Below are 16169 nucleotides of genomic sequence, written 5' to 3' on the forward strand. Positions count from 1 at the left end.
TTCTTATTATAATAGATACAACCAAAACTATGTAATAAAAAGGATGCATGTGTTATTTGTAGCAAAAGGCACCACACAAATCAAGTGCGATGCCTTTTTGTTAAACTATATGTTGAGCTTGTACCACGTATGCTAGGAACTTAAAATTTAATATAACGTTCAGGGTTTACAGCGGAGCTTTTGCCTTTCCAATCGCCCTTATGCAATTCAAAATGCAGGTGAGCACCAAACGAACGCCCTGTGTTACCTATATAACCTAATTGTTGACCTTTATTGATAGATTGACCACTTGAGACGCTGTAGCTCTCTAAGTGAGCATAAACTGTAACCCACGTCTGGCCTTCGACATTGTGACGAATAAATACGGCATTACCAAAAGAAGAAGAATGATATGCTCTAATTACTTTTCCGCTTGCTGCGGCTACAACTGGCACACTTTCTCCTCGCTTTCCAATATCAATACCGTAATGTCCTCTTCCAAACGTTTCTCGATATCCAAAATGAGACGTTACCGGTCCCTTTGCCGGCCTCATAAACGACCCGCTTGTAACAGGGGGTGCCTCCTCTGTTCCCCCCGCTTTTTCAATTTCTTGCTGTTGAGCTTGCGCTGCATTTTTTTGATCAGCTAGAATAGAAGCTTGCTCTTCTAATCCAACGGCTTCTTCATTAAATTCTTTTTCCTGATCTTTGAGTGTTTGCATGAGCTCATTCTTTTCGTCTACTTGCTTTTGCAGCTGCGAGCGAAGGTTTTTAAGCTCTTCAAGCGCTTGATTTACTTCCGTTAGCTTGTTTTGCACTTTTGTTTCTTTCTCTTCTTTTGCCTTTTTATCGGCTTCATGCTGCATTAACAAATCGCGGTCAGCCCCTACAATTGTCGAAACCGCACTCACTCTGCTAATAAAGTCTCCGAAGCTTTCAGAGCCTAGCAGTACATCTATGTAATCCACAGACCCGCCGTTTTCTTGTAAAGCACGAGCACGCTTTTTTAATAGCTCATTTCGTTTTTCAATTCGTTTTTTTACAACGTCAATTTCATTTTTCAGCTTTTCGATGTCTTGCTTTGCTTTTTCTACTTCAGCTTCACGGCTGCGGATGTCTGCATTTGTCTGTCCGACTTCTGAATCCAAACGCGCAATCTCAGCTTCTTCGTTTTTTTGCTGTTCTTGAACTTCTTTTAATTTCTCTTTATTTTGATTAATATTTTGGTTCACATCGTTACTTTTTTTCTCTAAATCACTGAGTTTAGTAGTGCTGGCACTTTCTGCATAAGCAACTTTTTCATTACCTATCCAAGCTGCACTTAGTCCAACTAAAACTGCTGCTGTCATTACTAATGTCTTACGTGTCATTTGTTTCTCCCCATTTGCACATATTTCCCCGTATAAACGGGCATTAGCAAGACCCCCATTAGCACTTTTTTCTATTTTTATCTGTAATTACACAACAACCTCACATCTGATAAACATCAAATGTGAGGTTGTTATAATCTATTATGTTAAAAATCTATTCTTATTTTCGTAAAAATTTACGAATGGATAATGTACTTCCCCACATCCCAATTAGACCGCCGATTACTAGTAATAATAGCGATACTTGAAGCACGAATGGAAAGGCAGGTAAAAGTTCAAAGAATCCATCAAATTTAGGTTGAACTTCATTATACAAAACGCTGTACACGCCGATAATAACAGCAATTGGCACAATAGAACCAAGCACTCCTAAAAACAGACCTTCAATAAAGAACGGCCAGCGAATAAAGGAGTTTGTGGCTCCAACTAAGCGCATAATTTCAATCTCTTCACGGCGAGCTACAATCGTAATTTTAATTGTATTGGAAATTAGGAACATCGCTGTAAATAGAAGCCCTAAAATCAGTACTACTCCGATATTACGAGCTACTTTCAGCACTTTAAATAACTTTTCAACTTGATCTTGGCCGTATTGAACTTTTGCTGCATACGGATATTTCTCAATTTGTTTAGCTACTTTTGCGACATCAGTCGGCTCTTTTGTTTTAACAACAAACACATCATTTAATGGGTTTTGCTGTTCAAATGGTTCAAAAGCTTGTCCTTCATCACCCATACTATTAATTAAATCTTTTAACTCTTTATCTTTAGAAGAAAACGTCACCGTATCAACTTGCTTAATTGCATCTAGCTTTTCTTTCATTGCTTTTCGATCATCTGCTGTCGCTGCAGCATCAACGTGAACGCGAATTTCCACATCATTTTCAATCAATTTAGCAATGTGATTTAAATTCATCATCAACATAAAAAACACGCCTACAAGCAAGAGCGTTACGGTAACCGCACTGGCAGATGCGAATGTCATCCAGCCGTTTCTTCCTAAACTTTTAGATCCTTCACGTAAGTGGCGACCGAATGTTCTAGCCTTCATATCCGTATTCACCTCTTACTTCATCGCGCACAACATTTCCATTTTCAATCGCAATTACGCGCTTTCGAATTGTATTTACAATTTCACGGTTATGCGTTGCCATTAAAATAGTCGTACCGCGTTTATTAATCTCCTCAAAGATATCCATAATTTCCCATGAAGTCTCCGGATCAAGATTCCCTGTCGGTTCGTCGGCGATGACAACCTTAGGACTGTTCACAATTGAACGCGCAATAGACACACGCTGCTGCTCTCCTCCAGATAGTTCATCAGGGAAAGAATCCATTTTACCCTTTAACTTAACAAGCTCTAGCACCTCTAGCACTCGCTTTTTAATTTCTTCGGGACTTTGCTCAATTACTTCTAGTGCAAAAGCAATGTTTTCATAGACCGTTAATTTTGGAAGCAGCTTGAAATCTTGAAAGACTACACCAATATGACGTCTAAAGATAGGAACTTTGCTATCTTTTATTTTTGCTACATTTGCACCGTTTACAATGATATTTCCTGAAGAAGGCTTTTCTTCACGATACATCATTTTAATAAAAGTGGATTTTCCTGCTCCACTTGGTCCTACGATATAAGCAAACTCACCTTGATTAATCTTGATGCTAATGCCATTGATTGCTTTTACACCGTTCGGATACGTTTTATATACATTTTGCATTTCAATCATAAGTAATCACCTAATCAAGTGTGTTATTTTAATACTATGTAAAACTTGTCAAAATACGACAAAACTCTACAATTCAAACCAAAAATTCGACTCTTCTCACGCGCTTTCTCATTATAACATCACTCTTCGTGAAAATAAGCCCCAAAAATATTACATTTTTATTTCAAATATGACATAAGTAGGATATTTTTAGCAGGGTATGAGAATTTATCCTTATTTTTAATTCTGTTGTTTTTGCTGTTCATTTTTTTACGAATCTCGTTAGACAAAGCACATTCATGTCTACTTTTTTACAAACGAGGTATGATAAACAAGAAAAACGATGAGGAGAGATAACATGATCACTATTTATGGAAGTTCACGGGAAAACGGAAATACGGAAGAATTGGCTAAAGCAGTCTTAAAAGATATCAATACTGAAGAAGTTTACTTACGTCAGCATACCATTTACCCTATTACTGATATGCGTCACGATGAACATGGATTTACCAATCAACAAGATGATTATTATGATATAGCGAAAAAGATGGCAGCGCACGATACTATTTTATTTGTTACGCCTCTTTACTGGTACGGTATGAGCGGATTGATGAAGAACTTTGTAGATCGTTGGTCTGAAAGCCTTAGAGATTCGACAATCAACTTTAAAGAACAAATGAAAAATAAGCGCGTGTATGTATTAGTAGTAGGAGGCACAGGCGCATCTGTAAAAGCCCTTCCCCTTATTATGCAATTTCAATACATTGTCGATTTTATTGGCTCTTCCTTTAGCGGATACATCATTGGAGAAGCCAATGCACCTGGAGACATAGCAAAAGATGTCAAAGCTCAACAGCAAGCTATTGTCTTAAACGAACAATTAAAGCAGCTTTAACACAAAAATAAGACGGATACCCGTCTTATTTTTTCTTTGCCAGCCAAGCGGCAACTTTTTTGGCATCTTCTTCATTAATCAGTCCTTTTGGCATACCGCCTTGACCATTGTTAATAATGTTTTCAATTTCAGCTTCCGAGTGCTTGCTGCCTACCTTTTGCAGGCTTGGTCCATTCGCTCCTCCTAAATCTACTCCGTGACAGCCTGTACAGTTTTTCTTCACAATATCCTCCGCACTCGCTGACGATTCACCAGTAGATTCATTTTTAGAGCTGCCTCCTCCGCATGCGGACAAAACAAGCGCTAGACCAATTGTTAACGTTAATAATACTTTTTTCAAGCCTTCTCCCCCTTGCTGTAGAGTTTTCACTCTATTATAACCTACTCCAGAATGTTTAAAACACTCTGTTTACAAGGACTTTGTTTCAATTTCATGAATTCTCTCATCGCATTTATGTATGAGGTCAAGCAATTGATTCGTTTCCTAAACGTTTTTTGTATACTACGCGTGAAATAGTCACACTGAGCTCATATAAAAGCAGAAGCGGGACAATGACTAAAATATCCGAAATAAAATCAGGAGGAGTAATAAGTACGGATATCACAATTAAAGCAAAATAAGATAGCTTCCTTGCTTTAGCTAACCTCACTGGATTTAGAACCCCTAAACGCGTTAAAAATAAGACAACTAAAGGCATTTCAAATAAAAAACCAAATGGCAAACACAGATTAAGCATAAAACGGAAATAATGCTCCGCCGTAAACATCAGTGAAAACTGATCATTCGACAAACCTGTTAAAAACGCTAAAACCATTGGAAATAAAACAAAATAACCGAAACCCAGTCCGCTTACAAATAAGAGAAAAAAGAATGGAATGAAGGTAATTATAATCTTATACTCTTCCTTTTTTAATCCTGGTGAAACAAACCGAAATACTTGATAAGCAGCTACTGGAAGTGTAAAAGCAAGCGCAAAAACAAATGCGATTACCATATAAATCCATACGATTTCACTTGGTCCAAGTACCGCAAGCTTGCCGTCCAAATCTTTCACTAGCCACTGATAAATATCTTGTACAAATACAAAACTGATAATAAGTAAAACTACAAATGCACAAAGTGTTTTAATAATACGAACACGCAATTCTTCAAGGTGCTCCATCAAGCTCATTTCTCCCATTGTATTTTTCTCCTTTCTGACAAGTAGAAATAGACGAGTTTCCTCGTCTATTTCCTTACTTACAATGTGGATTCATTCCCTTTTTGTTCAGAAACGGTTGCTGCCTGCTTTTCTTTAACATTTTCATCATCTGATACGAGCCCTTTTGCTGCTCCTTTAAATTCAGTTAATGTTCGCCCAAACGCCCGTCCAACTTCCGGCAGCTTAGACGGTCCAAAAATAATTAACGCAATGACCAAAATAATAACTAAACCAGGAATTCCAATATTAGAAAGCATACTTGACCTCCTTTCCCTTACTCAATTTACTGCTGTACTTTTTCTTTCTTTTTCAACTCTTGTTTTTCATGTGCTTTCCCGTGTGCACGCATACGATCTTCCTCTACTTCCTTAGAAATCTTTAGCCCACGCGGCACGTTGTTTACTTCAACTTCCGTCATACCTCTTCCATCTTTTTTATATTGAAAGGAAGCTCGAGTTGAAATTTCCGCACCAGGTTCTGTTACAAAAGGCACAACACGATAATCAGCTTGCCATATATCAGGAGTGACCGTACACCTTACATATCCTCTGTAATCATTAAAGAATGTGAGATGTGGATTTTGACTTAAAATTTTATCCGTATCAGCTCGTTTATCTGCTCCGTTCCCTCCGGAAGTGATGGAGGTGCCGACGAACTCTGCACCAATAATTTTTGAATTAAGATTGGCAAAATCAGTGTGTAAATTAGAAGCCCAGTTAGCGTGCACATCTCCAGTTAGTACAATGACGTTGTCCAACTTTTTCTTTTCAATAAAATCAATAACACGCTGACGATTCGCCGTATACCCATCCCATGCATCCATGCTGTATGTAGGCTTAGCCGCCGTTCCAAATTTTCTTGGGGCAAAGAAAATTTGTTGAGCCAGTACGTTCCAATGACACGCTGATTTTTCAAGATTAGTAAAAAGCCATTTTTCTTGTTCAATCCCCAATAGCGTACGTTTAGGATCAAGAGATTCTGGCGTTTGCGGCTTTGTTCCGTCTCCGTTTGCTTGATCGTCTCTGTATTGACGCGTATCCAACACTTGAAAGGAAGCTAGTTTCCCATATGAAAAGTCACGATACAATCTCATATCTGTTCCGTGAGGCAAGGATGTTTGACGCAAAGGCATATGTTCGTAATAAGCTTGATAAGCTGCCGCGCGGCGTTGAATAAATGCTTCTACTGATTGTCCTTTTTCAGGAATTACATTTGCATAATTGTTTTCTACTTCATGATCATCCCACGTCACAATCCACGGAAAAGCAGCATGAGCAGACTTCAAATTGGCATCTGACCTGTACTGAGCATGCCTGTTTCGATAGTCTTGAAGCGTTTGAATTTCTGCGCTACTGTGAGTACGAACATTTCCGCTTGCAGCCACATACTCGTTTGGTCCATATTCATAGATGTAATCGCCCAAATGAACCACAAAATCCAATTGTTCTTCAACCATATGTTCATAGGCTGTAAAGTACCCATGTTCATATTGCTGACACGAAGCGAATGCAAACGTCATGCTGGCTACTTCTACATTTGCTGAAGGAAGTGTTTTTGTTTTTCCAACCGGGCTTAACTCATGACCGCTTTTAAATCGATAATAGTAAATACGGCCTGGCTTTAATCCTTTTACATCAACGTGAACAGAGTGAGCAAGTTCAGGTCTAGCTATTTCTGTTCCTCGTTTGACAATTCGATGAAAATCTTCATCTTCGGCAAGCTCCCATTTTACTGGAACGGGTTTATTAGGCATTCCCCCGCCACTCAATGGGTCTGGTGCTAATCTTGTCCAAAGCACAATGCTATCTGCTAAAGGATCTCCTGATGCGACGCCTAAAGTGAACGGATAACTTGAAAATTTAGGCGCTGCAGCTGAAACTTCTCCTGCATTTAAACCGATAGACTGAGCAATTGTTAAGCCAAGTGATACTCCTGCTACTTTTCCAGCTCCTTGTAAAAAACGCCTTCTATCAAACCCTTTACTCGAAGAAAAACTGTTCTGTTTTACTTGCTCTATTAATTCGTTTAACGATTTATTTGCCACTGCACATGCCCCTTCCTCTTGATTTAGCTCAAATTATAAAAGCTGTTTGTAAAAGAGGTATAAAGGATTGTAAAGAAGCATTTACCATAAAACAGGTATTTTTAACCATTTTATTTCATTGACAAAATAAGCGAACGGACGACAGCAACCTTTAAATTTCTGTATTTTCTTAATTTTCTTTTTAACAATAGTTCTTTACGCTCGTTTTTCTTCATTCAAATTTTACAAAGTCCTAACAACTAAAAAAAGCAGCATACCTAAGTATGCTGCCTTTTGATTAAATATGAGAACGTAAATACGCATCGATAAACGGATCTAGATCTCCATCCATTACGCTTTGCGTGTTTCCAACTTCCGTATTTGTGCGGTGATCTTTTACTAATGAATACGGATGGAATACGTAAGAACGAATTTGACTTCCCCATCCAATATCTTTTTGTTCTCCGCGAATTTCAGCTAGCTGTTCTTGCTGCTTCTCAATTTCTAACTGATACAACTTAGATTTTAACATCTTCATTGCTTGCTCACGGTTTTTAATTTGTGAACGTTCCGTCTGACAAGATACGACTACATTAGTTGGGAGGTGAGTAATACGAACAGCTGAATCCGTTGTATTGATATGCTGACCTCCGGCACCGCTTGCACGATACGTATCAACCTTCAAATCTTCCGTACGAATATCAATTGAAATTTCATCGTTAAATTCCGGCATTATGTCGCACGATACGAATGATGTATGACGACGGCCTGATGAATCAAACGGAGAAATACGAACGAGACGATGAACGCCTTTTTCAGCTTTTAAATACCCGTACGCATTATGACCTTTAATTAAAAGCGTTACACTTTTAATACCCGCTTCATCTCCAGGTAAGTAATCAAGCGTTTCTACTTTGAAACCTTTTTTCTCCGCCCAGCGCGTATACATACGTAGTAACATTGAACCCCAATCCTGTGATTCTGTTCCACCAGCACCTGGGTGCAGTTCTAAAATGGCGTTATTTTTATCATATGGCTCGCTTAAAAGCAGCTGTAATTCAAAGTCGTTCATGCCTGAAATAAGCTCTTTTAGTTCACTAACTAGTTCTTCTGCTAAATCTTCATCGTATTCTTCTTTTACAAGTTCATAAGATACCTGTAAGTTTTCGTATGTTTCATCCAAGTGGTTAAATTGATTTACTGCATCTTTTAAACCATTGGCTTCATTAATAACAGTCTGAGCTGCCTGCTGGTCATTCCAAAAATTTGGATCAGCCATAGTCTCATCTAATTCATCGATACGAGCTTGTTTTGTATCGAGGTCAAAGAGACCCCCTAAAGTCCGCTAATCGCTTAGCTGTTTTGTCAAGTTCTTGCTTAATTTCTACTAAATCCATGAGTTAAACACCTCTATTTTATTTTTGACGCACAGGAAGGAAATGAGAAGACTCATTTCCTTCCTGTACTAGTTCATTCTATACTAATTGACTCTTATTTTATGATTCTTTACCGCAGCAGTTTTTATACTTTTTGCCACTTCCGCAGATACAAGGATCATTTCGACCAACTTCTATCGCATTTACTTTTGGCTTCTTCTTAGCCGGCGCGTCTCCTTCTTTTGGATGAACAGCCGCCTGACCTTGCGCTACTTCTTGACGCTCAAGGTTGTTGTTAATTTCTGCTTTCATGATATATTTCGTCACTTCTTCTTCAATGGTTGCGATCATATTTTCAAACATCGCAAAACCTTCCATTTGATATTCGCGAAGAGGATCTGTTTGGCCGTACGCACGAAGGTGGATACCTTGGCGAAGCTGATCCATCGTATCGATATGATCCATCCATTTAGAATCAACTGCTCTAAGAACAACAACTTTTTCAAATTCACGCATTTGTTCTTCAGGGAGCTGCTCTTCTTTTTCATTATAACGAGCTTTTGCATGATCTACCAGCAGTTCTACCATTTCTTCAGGCTCTTTACGGCGAAGATCTTCTTCTGTGACTTCACCTTCCTCAAGAACATTAGCATTTACGTAATCAATAATCGCTTGTAAATTCCATTCTTCTTCTAATTCTTCACGCGGTGTATTTACCTCAACCACACGCTGTAGCGTTGATTCAATCATACGTTCTACAATCGCACGTAGGTTGTCTGAATCAAGCACTTCAAAGCGCTGTTTGTAAATAACTTCACGCTGCTGACGAAGAACATCATCATATTGAAGCAATTGTTTACGCGCATCAAAGTTATTACCTTCAACACGTTTTTGAGCGGATTCAACAGCTCTTGTTACAATTTTACTTTGAATTGGCTGTGAATCATCCATACCAAGACGATCCATCATCGCCATCATATTATCAGAACCAAATCGGCGCATTAATTCATCTTCCATGGATAGATAGAATTGAGATACCCCTGGGTCCCCTTGACGTCCAGCACGTCCGCGGAGCTGATTATCAATACGGCGTGATTCATGACGCTCTGTACCAATTACAGCAAGACCTCCAGCTTCAACGACACCTTCACCTAGTTTAATATCCGTACCACGACCGGCCATATTTGTTGCGATTGTTACCGCACCTTTGTGACCCGCATTTTCGATAATATCCGCTTCACGCTCATGCTGTTTTGCATTTAAAACGTGATGGCGAATGCCTTTTTTCTTTAATAAAGCTGATAAAATTTCAGATGTTTCAATCGCAACTGTACCAACAAGAACAGGCTGCCCTTTTGCGTGGCGCTCGGCAATATCTTCTACTACCGCATTAAACTTGCCTTCCATTGACTTATAAATTAAATCTGCTTTATCATCACGTGAAATTGGCTTGTTCGTCGGAATAACAACAACGTGCATATTGTAAATATTACGGAATTCTTCTTCTTCCGTTTTAGCTGTACCCGTCATACCTGATAATTTTTCATACATACGGAAGTAGTTTTGGAATGTAATTGTAGCTAATGTCATGCTTTCATTTTGAATCTCAACGTTCTCTTTAGCTTCGATAGCTTGATGCAAGCCGTCGCTAAAACGTCTTCCTTTCATTAAGCGACCAGTAAATTGGTCAACGATTACGACTTGATCTTCATCAATTACATAATCCACATCATTTTGCATCGTTACATGTGCTTTGAGCGCTTGATTGATGTGATGGTTTAGCGCTACGTGCGAAATATCAAATAAGTTTTCAATGCCAAATGCGCGCTCTGCTTTTGACATACCTTCTTCGGTTAGCTGAACGCTTTTGGTTTTGATATCAAACGTAAAATCGGTTTCTTTATCAAGCGTGCGAACGAATGCATTAGCTTGAATATAAAGAGCAGTCGATTTCTGCGCGCTGCCGGATATAATAAGCGGCGTACGTGCTTCATCAATTAAGATAGAGTCAACTTCATCAATTACAGCAAAATGAAGCGGACGTTGAACCATTTGTTCTTTGTAAAGCACCATGTTATCACGTAAATAGTCAAATCCTAGTTCATTATTTGTACTATACGTAATATCCGCCGCATATGCTTCTTGTTTTTCTTCACGCGTTAAATGATTTAAGTTCAATCCTACTTTCAAGCCTAGGAATTCATATAAACGACCCATTTCACTAGCGTCACGGCTTGCTAAGTATTCATTGACTGTTACTACATGTACACCTTTTCCTGTAATAGCGTTTAAGTATACAGGCATAGTAGCTGTCAACGTTTTACCTTCACCCGTTTTCATTTCCGAGATATTCCCTTCATGCAGAGAAATACCCCCCATTAGCTGAACTTTGTACGGATACATGCCTAACACACGTTTCGCTGCTTCACGTACAACCGCAAAAGCTTCATCTAATAGGTTATCGAGCGATTCGCCATTTTGGTAGCGTTGTTGAAATTCAGCTGTTTTTTCACGAAGCTGATCGTCCGTTAAAGACGCTATTTCAGGACCTAACGCATCAATTTGGTCCGCCATTTTTTCTAAACGGCCGATTTGGCGCTGATTGCCGTCAAACACTTTTTTAAATAATCCAAGCATATTAAAACGCTCCTCTATTTATAATCAGTACATTTTATACTATTTTCATTCATATCTGTATCTTTCATTATAAAACATTCTGAGTAAAATTGTAACATTGCAGCTAAACAAGTAGCAACTTGTACCCTTTTTCGTCTGTCTCGTTACTAGCACTACTCTATTAACAAGTTATTTTCTATTGTGATTTCTCCTGTCTCACTCTTACAATAAAAAAGGGGGAATGTAGAATGAACGTTCAATCGATTACAAAAGAACAAGCTTGGGAAGTCCGACACACCGTCATGTGGCCTGATAAAGATTTCAGTTATATTCAGCTGAAAGATGATCCGTCAGGCATGCACTATGGACTGTTTGAAGAAGGAGAGTTAAAATCAGTTGTTTCCTTATTTATAACAGGTGATGAAGCTCAATTTCGAAAATTTGCTACTCTTAAAGAAGAACACGGAAAAGGATATGGCAGTCGTCTATTAGAGGAAGTTTTTCTCAAAGCCAAGAACCTTGGGGTACGAAAGATCTGGTGTAACGCACGAGAAAATAAAGTCTCTTTTTATAAGGTATTCAAAATGAAAGAAACCACGCGTATGTTTACTAAATCTTCTACGCGCTATGTAGTAATGGAACTATTTTTTTAAACAGCTAAAAAAGCAGCGTGCTTCCGCACGCTGCTTTTATTTTACTGCTCTTACTTATGAAAACCTACAACCTTTAATTTGGTTCAATTAATCCATATCGTCCATCTTTTCTTCGGTACACAACGTTCGTAATATTTGTTTCAGCATTTGTAAATACAAAGAAACTATGTCCTAACATATTCATTTGTAAAATAGCCTCTTCGCTATCCATTGGTTTTAAATTAAATCGTTTTGTACGAACTAGCTCTAATTCATCTTCTTCAGTTGCAACAGCTACGTTCGCTTCGCTTTCTAATGCTGCGAACAGATACTTCTCAGCGCCTTTTTCACGCATTTTTCGATTCACTTTTGTTTTATGTTTACGAATTTGACGCTCTAATTTATCTAGGACAAGATCGACAGCTGCGTATAAATCACTGTGTGTCTCTTCAGCTCTCAATACGAGATCATTCATTGGGATTGTGACTTCTATTTTTTGATCGTTATTGTAGACTTTTAAGTTTACATTTACGTCAGCAGTTGGTGTTTCGTCGAAATAACGCTCTAACTTACCAAGCTTTTTCTCTACGTATTCCCTAATTGCTGGAGTCACCTCAATGTTTTCACCGCGAATGTTATACATCATGTTCGAACTCCTCCTTTAATCCATTGCTATACCTCTACAATTCTACAATACCCGACACAATCCCTTCCTAAACTATTAAAATTTTTTGAAAATTTAGTGAAAAATTATGGAACCTGAGAAAAGTTTATGAAAAAACCAAAAAAATAGACCTTCTTCATAAGAAGAAGGGTTGTATTTTTTTAGGCAAAATTAATTTTTTTTATCGTAAAACATCCCATCAAACGTTTTTGTTTCGTAAGGGTTTACATAGCTATTACTATGCTTTTTTTTCGCTTTTAGCAAACGGAGATCCGCCATAATTTGATGCCGAATTAAGATCAGCTTTTGATCGATTGCCTTATTCATTTCGACAATTTTCTTACCCATCGATTCAGTATTCCTACTTTTTGGCGGCAGCTTCTCTATGAGGTCCCGTCTTTTTAATAGAAGATACTCTAATTTTTGAATGTCTTTTTCTCGATTTTTGTCAGAAAATGTTTGAGTAAGCTGGTAAATCTTATCAGTTAGCTGATACAGTTCATTTATCATATTTATGCTTGACCGCCGCTTCCATGGACTTGCTGGCGGTGAAGCTGCACAACTTGCTTCCATGTATCGCGGAATTCTGTTACATATTGTTCGGCTTCATCCAAGCTTGCTGTGTCATTTTTTGTATTTGCTTCAATTAAACACTGGTTAATATAGTCATACATAGCCATCATAGACTTAGCAACTTGCACGTTTGTATCCAGGGTAATCATTAATTCTTGAATAATATTTTGTGCTTTTAACAGATTCGTATTTTTCAGCTCAATGTTTTTTTCCTCTATCCCTGTTCGTGCAAGCTTGATAAATTTTAAACACCCGTTATACAGCATAAGCGTTAACTCTCCTGGAGAAGCAGTCTGAACAGCTCCTTGCTGATACGCTTGATACGGATTATTTGCTGCCATAAACGTTCACTCCTTCTTAACTAAAATATTGCGATAACTGCGCGCTTTGAGCATTTGCATTTTGAATGGCTTTTTCCATTGCTGTAAACTGACGATAATACCGGTCCTCTACTTGTGTGAGCCTGCTCTCAAAACTAGTGATTTGGCTATTTACGCTTTTTAAATTCCGCCCAAGCAAAAATTGTTCACTTGTCCATGTTGAACGGCCAGCGCGCTGCTCAACTTTGGATACGGTTTGAGTAATCGTATCTCGTAAACGTCGTACAATCCCTTTTTCACTTGTTGCACTTCCACTTTTTATAAATAAATCCATAACAGACTGCGGGTCTTTTTCAATTGCTTCTTTTAATTTAGTTCCGTCACCTTCTATGACTAGCTTGCCTCGATCGCTATAGTTTGCACTAGTTGAAATACCGATGTCAGTTAGCTGCGAAAATGCTCCGCTCACTCCTGATACAGAGGCGTACCAGTTAGAACGCATTTGGTTTAGCCCGCTTGATAAAATTGAGTCTCCTTTTAACAAACCGCTTTTCGCCTTATCATCCCACTGCTCAGCTTGTTTATCCGTTAGTTTTTCTCTTTCTTCATCAGTCAAAGGCTGATAGTTCCGGTCTCTTTCTTCCGTAATCTTTCCGTTAATCTTCTCAATCAGTTCATTGTATTTGGTCACAAAATCTTTAATTGTATCAAATACTTTCTGCGTATCATTGCTTACATTAACGCGCACGTCTCCTGTAAAATTATTTTGGAGGGTATAGGTAACACCTCCCGTTGTAAACGTATTGGATTTACGAGTTGTTTCTAGACCGTTTAGCGTAAATTTTGCATCTGTTCCGCCGGTTTCTTTTTGAGTATTTAATTTTAAGAAATTGGTTAAAAACTCTCCTGAGAACACCATTTTTTGACCGCCTGCACTACCGGTTTTTGACAAATCTCCTGTGTCTTTGCGAGTAAAGACAACTTTATCTGTTCCTTCATCGTAAAAGGCTGAAATACCTACTTTTGAATTACTAAGTTGGGTCAAAACAGTATTTAATGACGCTGAACCATCAAATTCAAATGACATACTGCCGTCTTCGTTATCTCCTGTTGCTTTTCCATTGCTGTCATACGTTGTAATAGAAAACTGGAGGACATTTTGCTTATACGTAAATCCTTGAACAGTACTACCGTTTGCTAACGTGAAACCGAATGTCATTTCGCCCGTATTCATATTAACGAATACATCATTCTCTCCTATTAAAGTAGGATCACCTGTAGTTTTTATATTAAATTCTTGAGAAGATTCTCCATTTTTCACTTGAATAGAGGAAGGCAGGCTTCCCTCAAAAATGGCTCCTTTGGATAACTTGGCAGTCTTTGTATCAGCACTTATTGTAATATCAGGTTGCTTGACCTCTTTTCCACTCCACGCACTGCCAAGCAAGGTTTTTTGTTCCCATAAACTTTTAGTAGGATCAATAGTGCCTTCTGAAATTTTCCCACTACTGATATTTTGCGCAGCAGTCGCCATTGTCACGTTTGAAAGTGTATAAGACGCGTTACCTGCTGAGGAAGTAGCTGCTGCTTTTACTTTCGTTTCATCTGCTGAAGATACCGTTTTGGACGAATAAGAAGACTGCAAGGTCATATTAAAAGCAAGATTATTAAATTCTGATAACAGCAAATTCATAGAGCGATAATCATCTCGCTGCCACTCTAACGTTTGCTTTTGTTTTTTCATTTTATCAATAGGCATACGTTCAGCCTTCATTAAATCACTGACGATTTGATCAATATCCATTCCGCTTGCTAACCCGCTTACTCTTACCATTTACCATCACCACCGTTTTGTTATTCATCTATTCATCAACTGTTAGTCATAAAATATGAGTATATTTTTTTGCATCTACTTATTCGTTCATAGGTTCAACACTTCTCTATTTTGTATCGGTAAAACAAACATTTTTTTCATAGGTCAAATGGTGCAAGATAGAAAAAGCTCACTTATTTTTCTACAATAAGTGAGCTTTTTATTATTGGCCAAACAAGTTCAGTTTCTGGGATAAATTTCTTTGAATATCTTTAGGAATAAGGTATGGTGCTAGATTTATAATATCTCGTAACGAATCAATGGTTACAGAGGCGGATAAATTTATGTATTCATCCGTTGTATCTGCTTGCTCAAACGAAATGGAATCTGGCAAATTATTGAGCAGAGTAATTTCATTCATTTCTTTATCGACCGTGACATCAGAAGTCTTATCAATATTTAAGCGATCCCATACAAGAGACATCGGAATCGGCATTCTTCCTAGATGCACGCTATTCACCTTTAAAACAAGCTTTCCATTTTCGGCATTTGGTGTTACGTCAACTACAAACTGTGATTCCATAAAAGATACTACATGTTTATTAATATAAAATTTTATATGTTCTGGAAGCAACTCGGCTTCTGCTCCGTCAACCGTTTCATCATTTTCGTAAAGGTAGCTGCGCAAATAATCATTAACATCGCTCTCGCTTAATCGGTATCCTAAAATAGGAGAGCCTCCGTTCAGTTCTAGCGACGTCGCATGAGCGGACTTTTCTTGTGCCAGTGAAGATAATGAAGCAGTCTGATCAAGTTTTTCAATATTTCTGACTGGACTAACAAAAAAATACAACCCAACTAAAAGGATAATAAATAGAAAAATAACAGCTATAAATTTTCTCAAACACACGCACCCTCTCAAACATTCTTCTTGGAATATAATACCGATTTCTCTTTTATCATACAAGATATATGAGATAGTTGTCGAAAACTTGTATAA

The 16169-nt window shown here is 38.1% G+C and carries 16 protein-coding genes; 2 read left to right on the top strand and 14 right to left on the bottom strand.

All coding sequences use genetic code 11. From position 1 onward, the window contains the following. Positions 1–140: 140 nt before the first annotated feature. The 3 genes from U9R83_RS25415 to ftsE form a co-directional block, all read right to left on the bottom strand. Entirely contained in the window at positions 141–1349 is a 1209-nt protein-coding gene (locus U9R83_RS25415; RefSeq protein WP_014457814.1) for a murein hydrolase activator EnvC family protein, read from the bottom strand. A 160-nt stretch (positions 1350–1509) separates the two neighbouring features. Next, positions 1510–2400 carry a permease-like cell division protein FtsX gene (ftsX, locus tag U9R83_RS25420; protein WP_014457813.1) on the bottom strand — a complete coding sequence of 297 codons (891 nt, stop codon included), beginning with the start codon at positions 2398–2400 and terminating at the stop codon, positions 1510–1512. Beyond that, positions 2390–3076, bottom strand: coding sequence for a cell division ATP-binding protein FtsE (gene ftsE, locus U9R83_RS25425; RefSeq protein ID WP_014457812.1), 687 nt, complete (start codon positions 3074–3076; stop codon positions 2390–2392). Before ftsE ends, ftsX begins: the two co-directional genes overlap by 11 nt. Positions 3077–3413: 337 nt before the next feature. Between ftsE and U9R83_RS25430 the strand changes: the two genes are divergently transcribed. Further along, positions 3414–3950, top strand: a complete 537-nt coding sequence (locus tag U9R83_RS25430; protein ID WP_221780810.1) for a flavodoxin family protein — start codon at positions 3414–3416, stop codon at positions 3948–3950. A gap of 25 nt (positions 3951–3975) precedes the next feature. Here the strand turns inward: U9R83_RS25430 and cccB are convergent, their stop codons facing one another. From cccB to secA, 6 genes are all read right to left on the bottom strand, one after another. After that, the gene (cccB, locus tag U9R83_RS25435) at positions 3976–4290 is read right to left on the bottom strand and encodes a cytochrome c551 (protein ID WP_182421407.1); all 315 of its coding nucleotides are present in this window, start codon (positions 4288–4290) and stop codon (positions 3976–3978) included. 124 nt (positions 4291–4414) lie between these two features. Beyond that, complete coding sequence (tatC, locus tag U9R83_RS25440) at positions 4415–5131, bottom strand: twin-arginine translocase subunit TatC (RefSeq protein ID WP_182421406.1); 717 nt, start codon at positions 5129–5131, stop codon at positions 4415–4417. A gap of 59 nt (positions 5132–5190) precedes the next feature. Then, a complete protein-coding gene (locus U9R83_RS25445) occupies positions 5191–5409 on the bottom strand; it encodes a twin-arginine translocase TatA/TatE family subunit (RefSeq protein ID WP_014457808.1) in 219 nt (72 codons plus the stop codon). Between the two features lie 26 nt (positions 5410–5435). Continuing rightward, entirely contained in the window at positions 5436–7169 is a 1734-nt protein-coding gene (locus tag U9R83_RS25450; protein WP_424461503.1) for an alkaline phosphatase D family protein, read from the bottom strand. Positions 7170–7473: 304 nt separating this feature from the next. Beyond that, positions 7474–8572 (bottom strand): peptide chain release factor 2 gene (gene prfB / locus U9R83_RS25455; RefSeq protein ID WP_115655064.1). Its coding sequence is split into 2 segments (ribosomal slippage): positions 7474–8508 and positions 8510–8572, totalling 1098 coding nucleotides; the frame shifts between segments, so codons are not numbered across the junction. 99 nt (positions 8573–8671) lie between these two features. Beyond that, positions 8672–11188 (bottom strand): preprotein translocase subunit SecA, encoded by a 2517-nt coding sequence (gene secA, locus U9R83_RS25460; RefSeq protein ID WP_014457805.1) that lies wholly within the window; start codon positions 11186–11188, stop codon positions 8672–8674. Between the two features lie 227 nt (positions 11189–11415). Here secA and U9R83_RS25465 point away from each other — a divergent pair, with 227 nt between their 5' ends. After that, a complete protein-coding gene (locus U9R83_RS25465) occupies positions 11416–11820 on the top strand; it encodes a GNAT family N-acetyltransferase (protein WP_115655065.1) in 405 nt (134 codons plus the stop codon). A gap of 73 nt (positions 11821–11893) precedes the next feature. Here the strand turns inward: U9R83_RS25465 and hpf are convergent, their stop codons facing one another. From hpf to U9R83_RS25490, 5 genes are all read right to left on the bottom strand, one after another. After that, a complete protein-coding gene (gene hpf / locus U9R83_RS25470; protein WP_013059750.1) occupies positions 11894–12445 on the bottom strand; it encodes a ribosome hibernation-promoting factor, HPF/YfiA family in 552 nt (183 codons plus the stop codon). 189 nt (positions 12446–12634) lie between these two features. Beyond that, a complete protein-coding gene (locus tag U9R83_RS25475) occupies positions 12635–12973 on the bottom strand; it encodes a hypothetical protein (RefSeq protein WP_014457803.1) in 339 nt (112 codons plus the stop codon). Positions 12974–12975: 2 nt separating this feature from the next. Then, the gene (fliS, locus tag U9R83_RS25480) at positions 12976–13377 is read right to left on the bottom strand and encodes a flagellar export chaperone FliS (protein ID WP_014457802.1); all 402 of its coding nucleotides are present in this window, start codon (positions 13375–13377) and stop codon (positions 12976–12978) included. Between the two features lie 16 nt (positions 13378–13393). Next, positions 13394–15190, bottom strand: a complete 1797-nt coding sequence (locus tag U9R83_RS25485; protein WP_208732836.1) for a flagellar hook-associated protein 2 — start codon at positions 15188–15190, stop codon at positions 13394–13396. A gap of 202 nt (positions 15191–15392) precedes the next feature. Continuing rightward, a complete protein-coding gene (locus U9R83_RS25490) occupies positions 15393–16073 on the bottom strand; it encodes a hypothetical protein (protein ID WP_208732835.1) in 681 nt (226 codons plus the stop codon). Positions 16074–16169 lie beyond the last annotated feature (96 nt).

The organism is Priestia sp. LL-8, from assembly GCF_036227845.1.
GTDB lineage: Bacteria > Bacillota > Bacilli > Bacillales > Bacillaceae_H > Priestia > Priestia zanthoxyli.

Bases quoted from the DNA above. Each gene is read 5' to 3' on its own strand.
- fliS (WP_014457802.1), bottom strand. From the start codon at position 13,377: ATGGCAGCAAATAATCCGTATCAAGCGTATCAGCAAGGAGCTGTTCAG.
- U9R83_RS25485 (WP_208732836.1), bottom strand. From the start codon at position 15,190: ATGGTAAGAGTAAGCGGGTTAGCAAGCGGAATGGATATTGATCAAATC.
- U9R83_RS25445 (WP_014457808.1), bottom strand. From the start codon at position 5,409: ATGCTTTCTAATATTGGAATTCCTGGTTTAGTTATTATTTTGGTCATT.
- ftsX (WP_014457813.1), bottom strand. From the start codon at position 2,400: ATGAAGGCTAGAACATTCGGTCGCCACTTACGTGAAGGATCTAAAAGT.
- U9R83_RS25415 (WP_014457814.1), bottom strand. From the start codon at position 1,349: ATGACACGTAAGACATTAGTAATGACAGCAGCAGTTTTAGTTGGACTA.
- hpf (WP_013059750.1), bottom strand. From the start codon at position 12,445: ATGATGTATAACATTCGCGGTGAAAACATTGAGGTGACTCCAGCAATT.
- U9R83_RS25475 (WP_014457803.1), bottom strand. From the start codon at position 12,973: ATGATAAATGAACTGTATCAGCTAACTGATAAGATTTACCAGCTTACT.
- ftsE (WP_014457812.1), bottom strand. From the start codon at position 3,076: ATGATTGAAATGCAAAATGTATATAAAACGTATCCGAACGGTGTAAAA.
- U9R83_RS25430 (WP_221780810.1), top strand. From the start codon at position 3,414: ATGATCACTATTTATGGAAGTTCACGGGAAAACGGAAATACGGAAGAA.
- U9R83_RS25465 (WP_115655065.1), top strand. From the start codon at position 11,416: ATGAACGTTCAATCGATTACAAAAGAACAAGCTTGGGAAGTCCGACAC.
- secA (WP_014457805.1), bottom strand. From the start codon at position 11,188: ATGCTTGGATTATTTAAAAAAGTGTTTGACGGCAATCAGCGCCAAATC.
- tatC (WP_182421406.1), bottom strand. From the start codon at position 5,131: ATGGGAGAAATGAGCTTGATGGAGCACCTTGAAGAATTGCGTGTTCGT.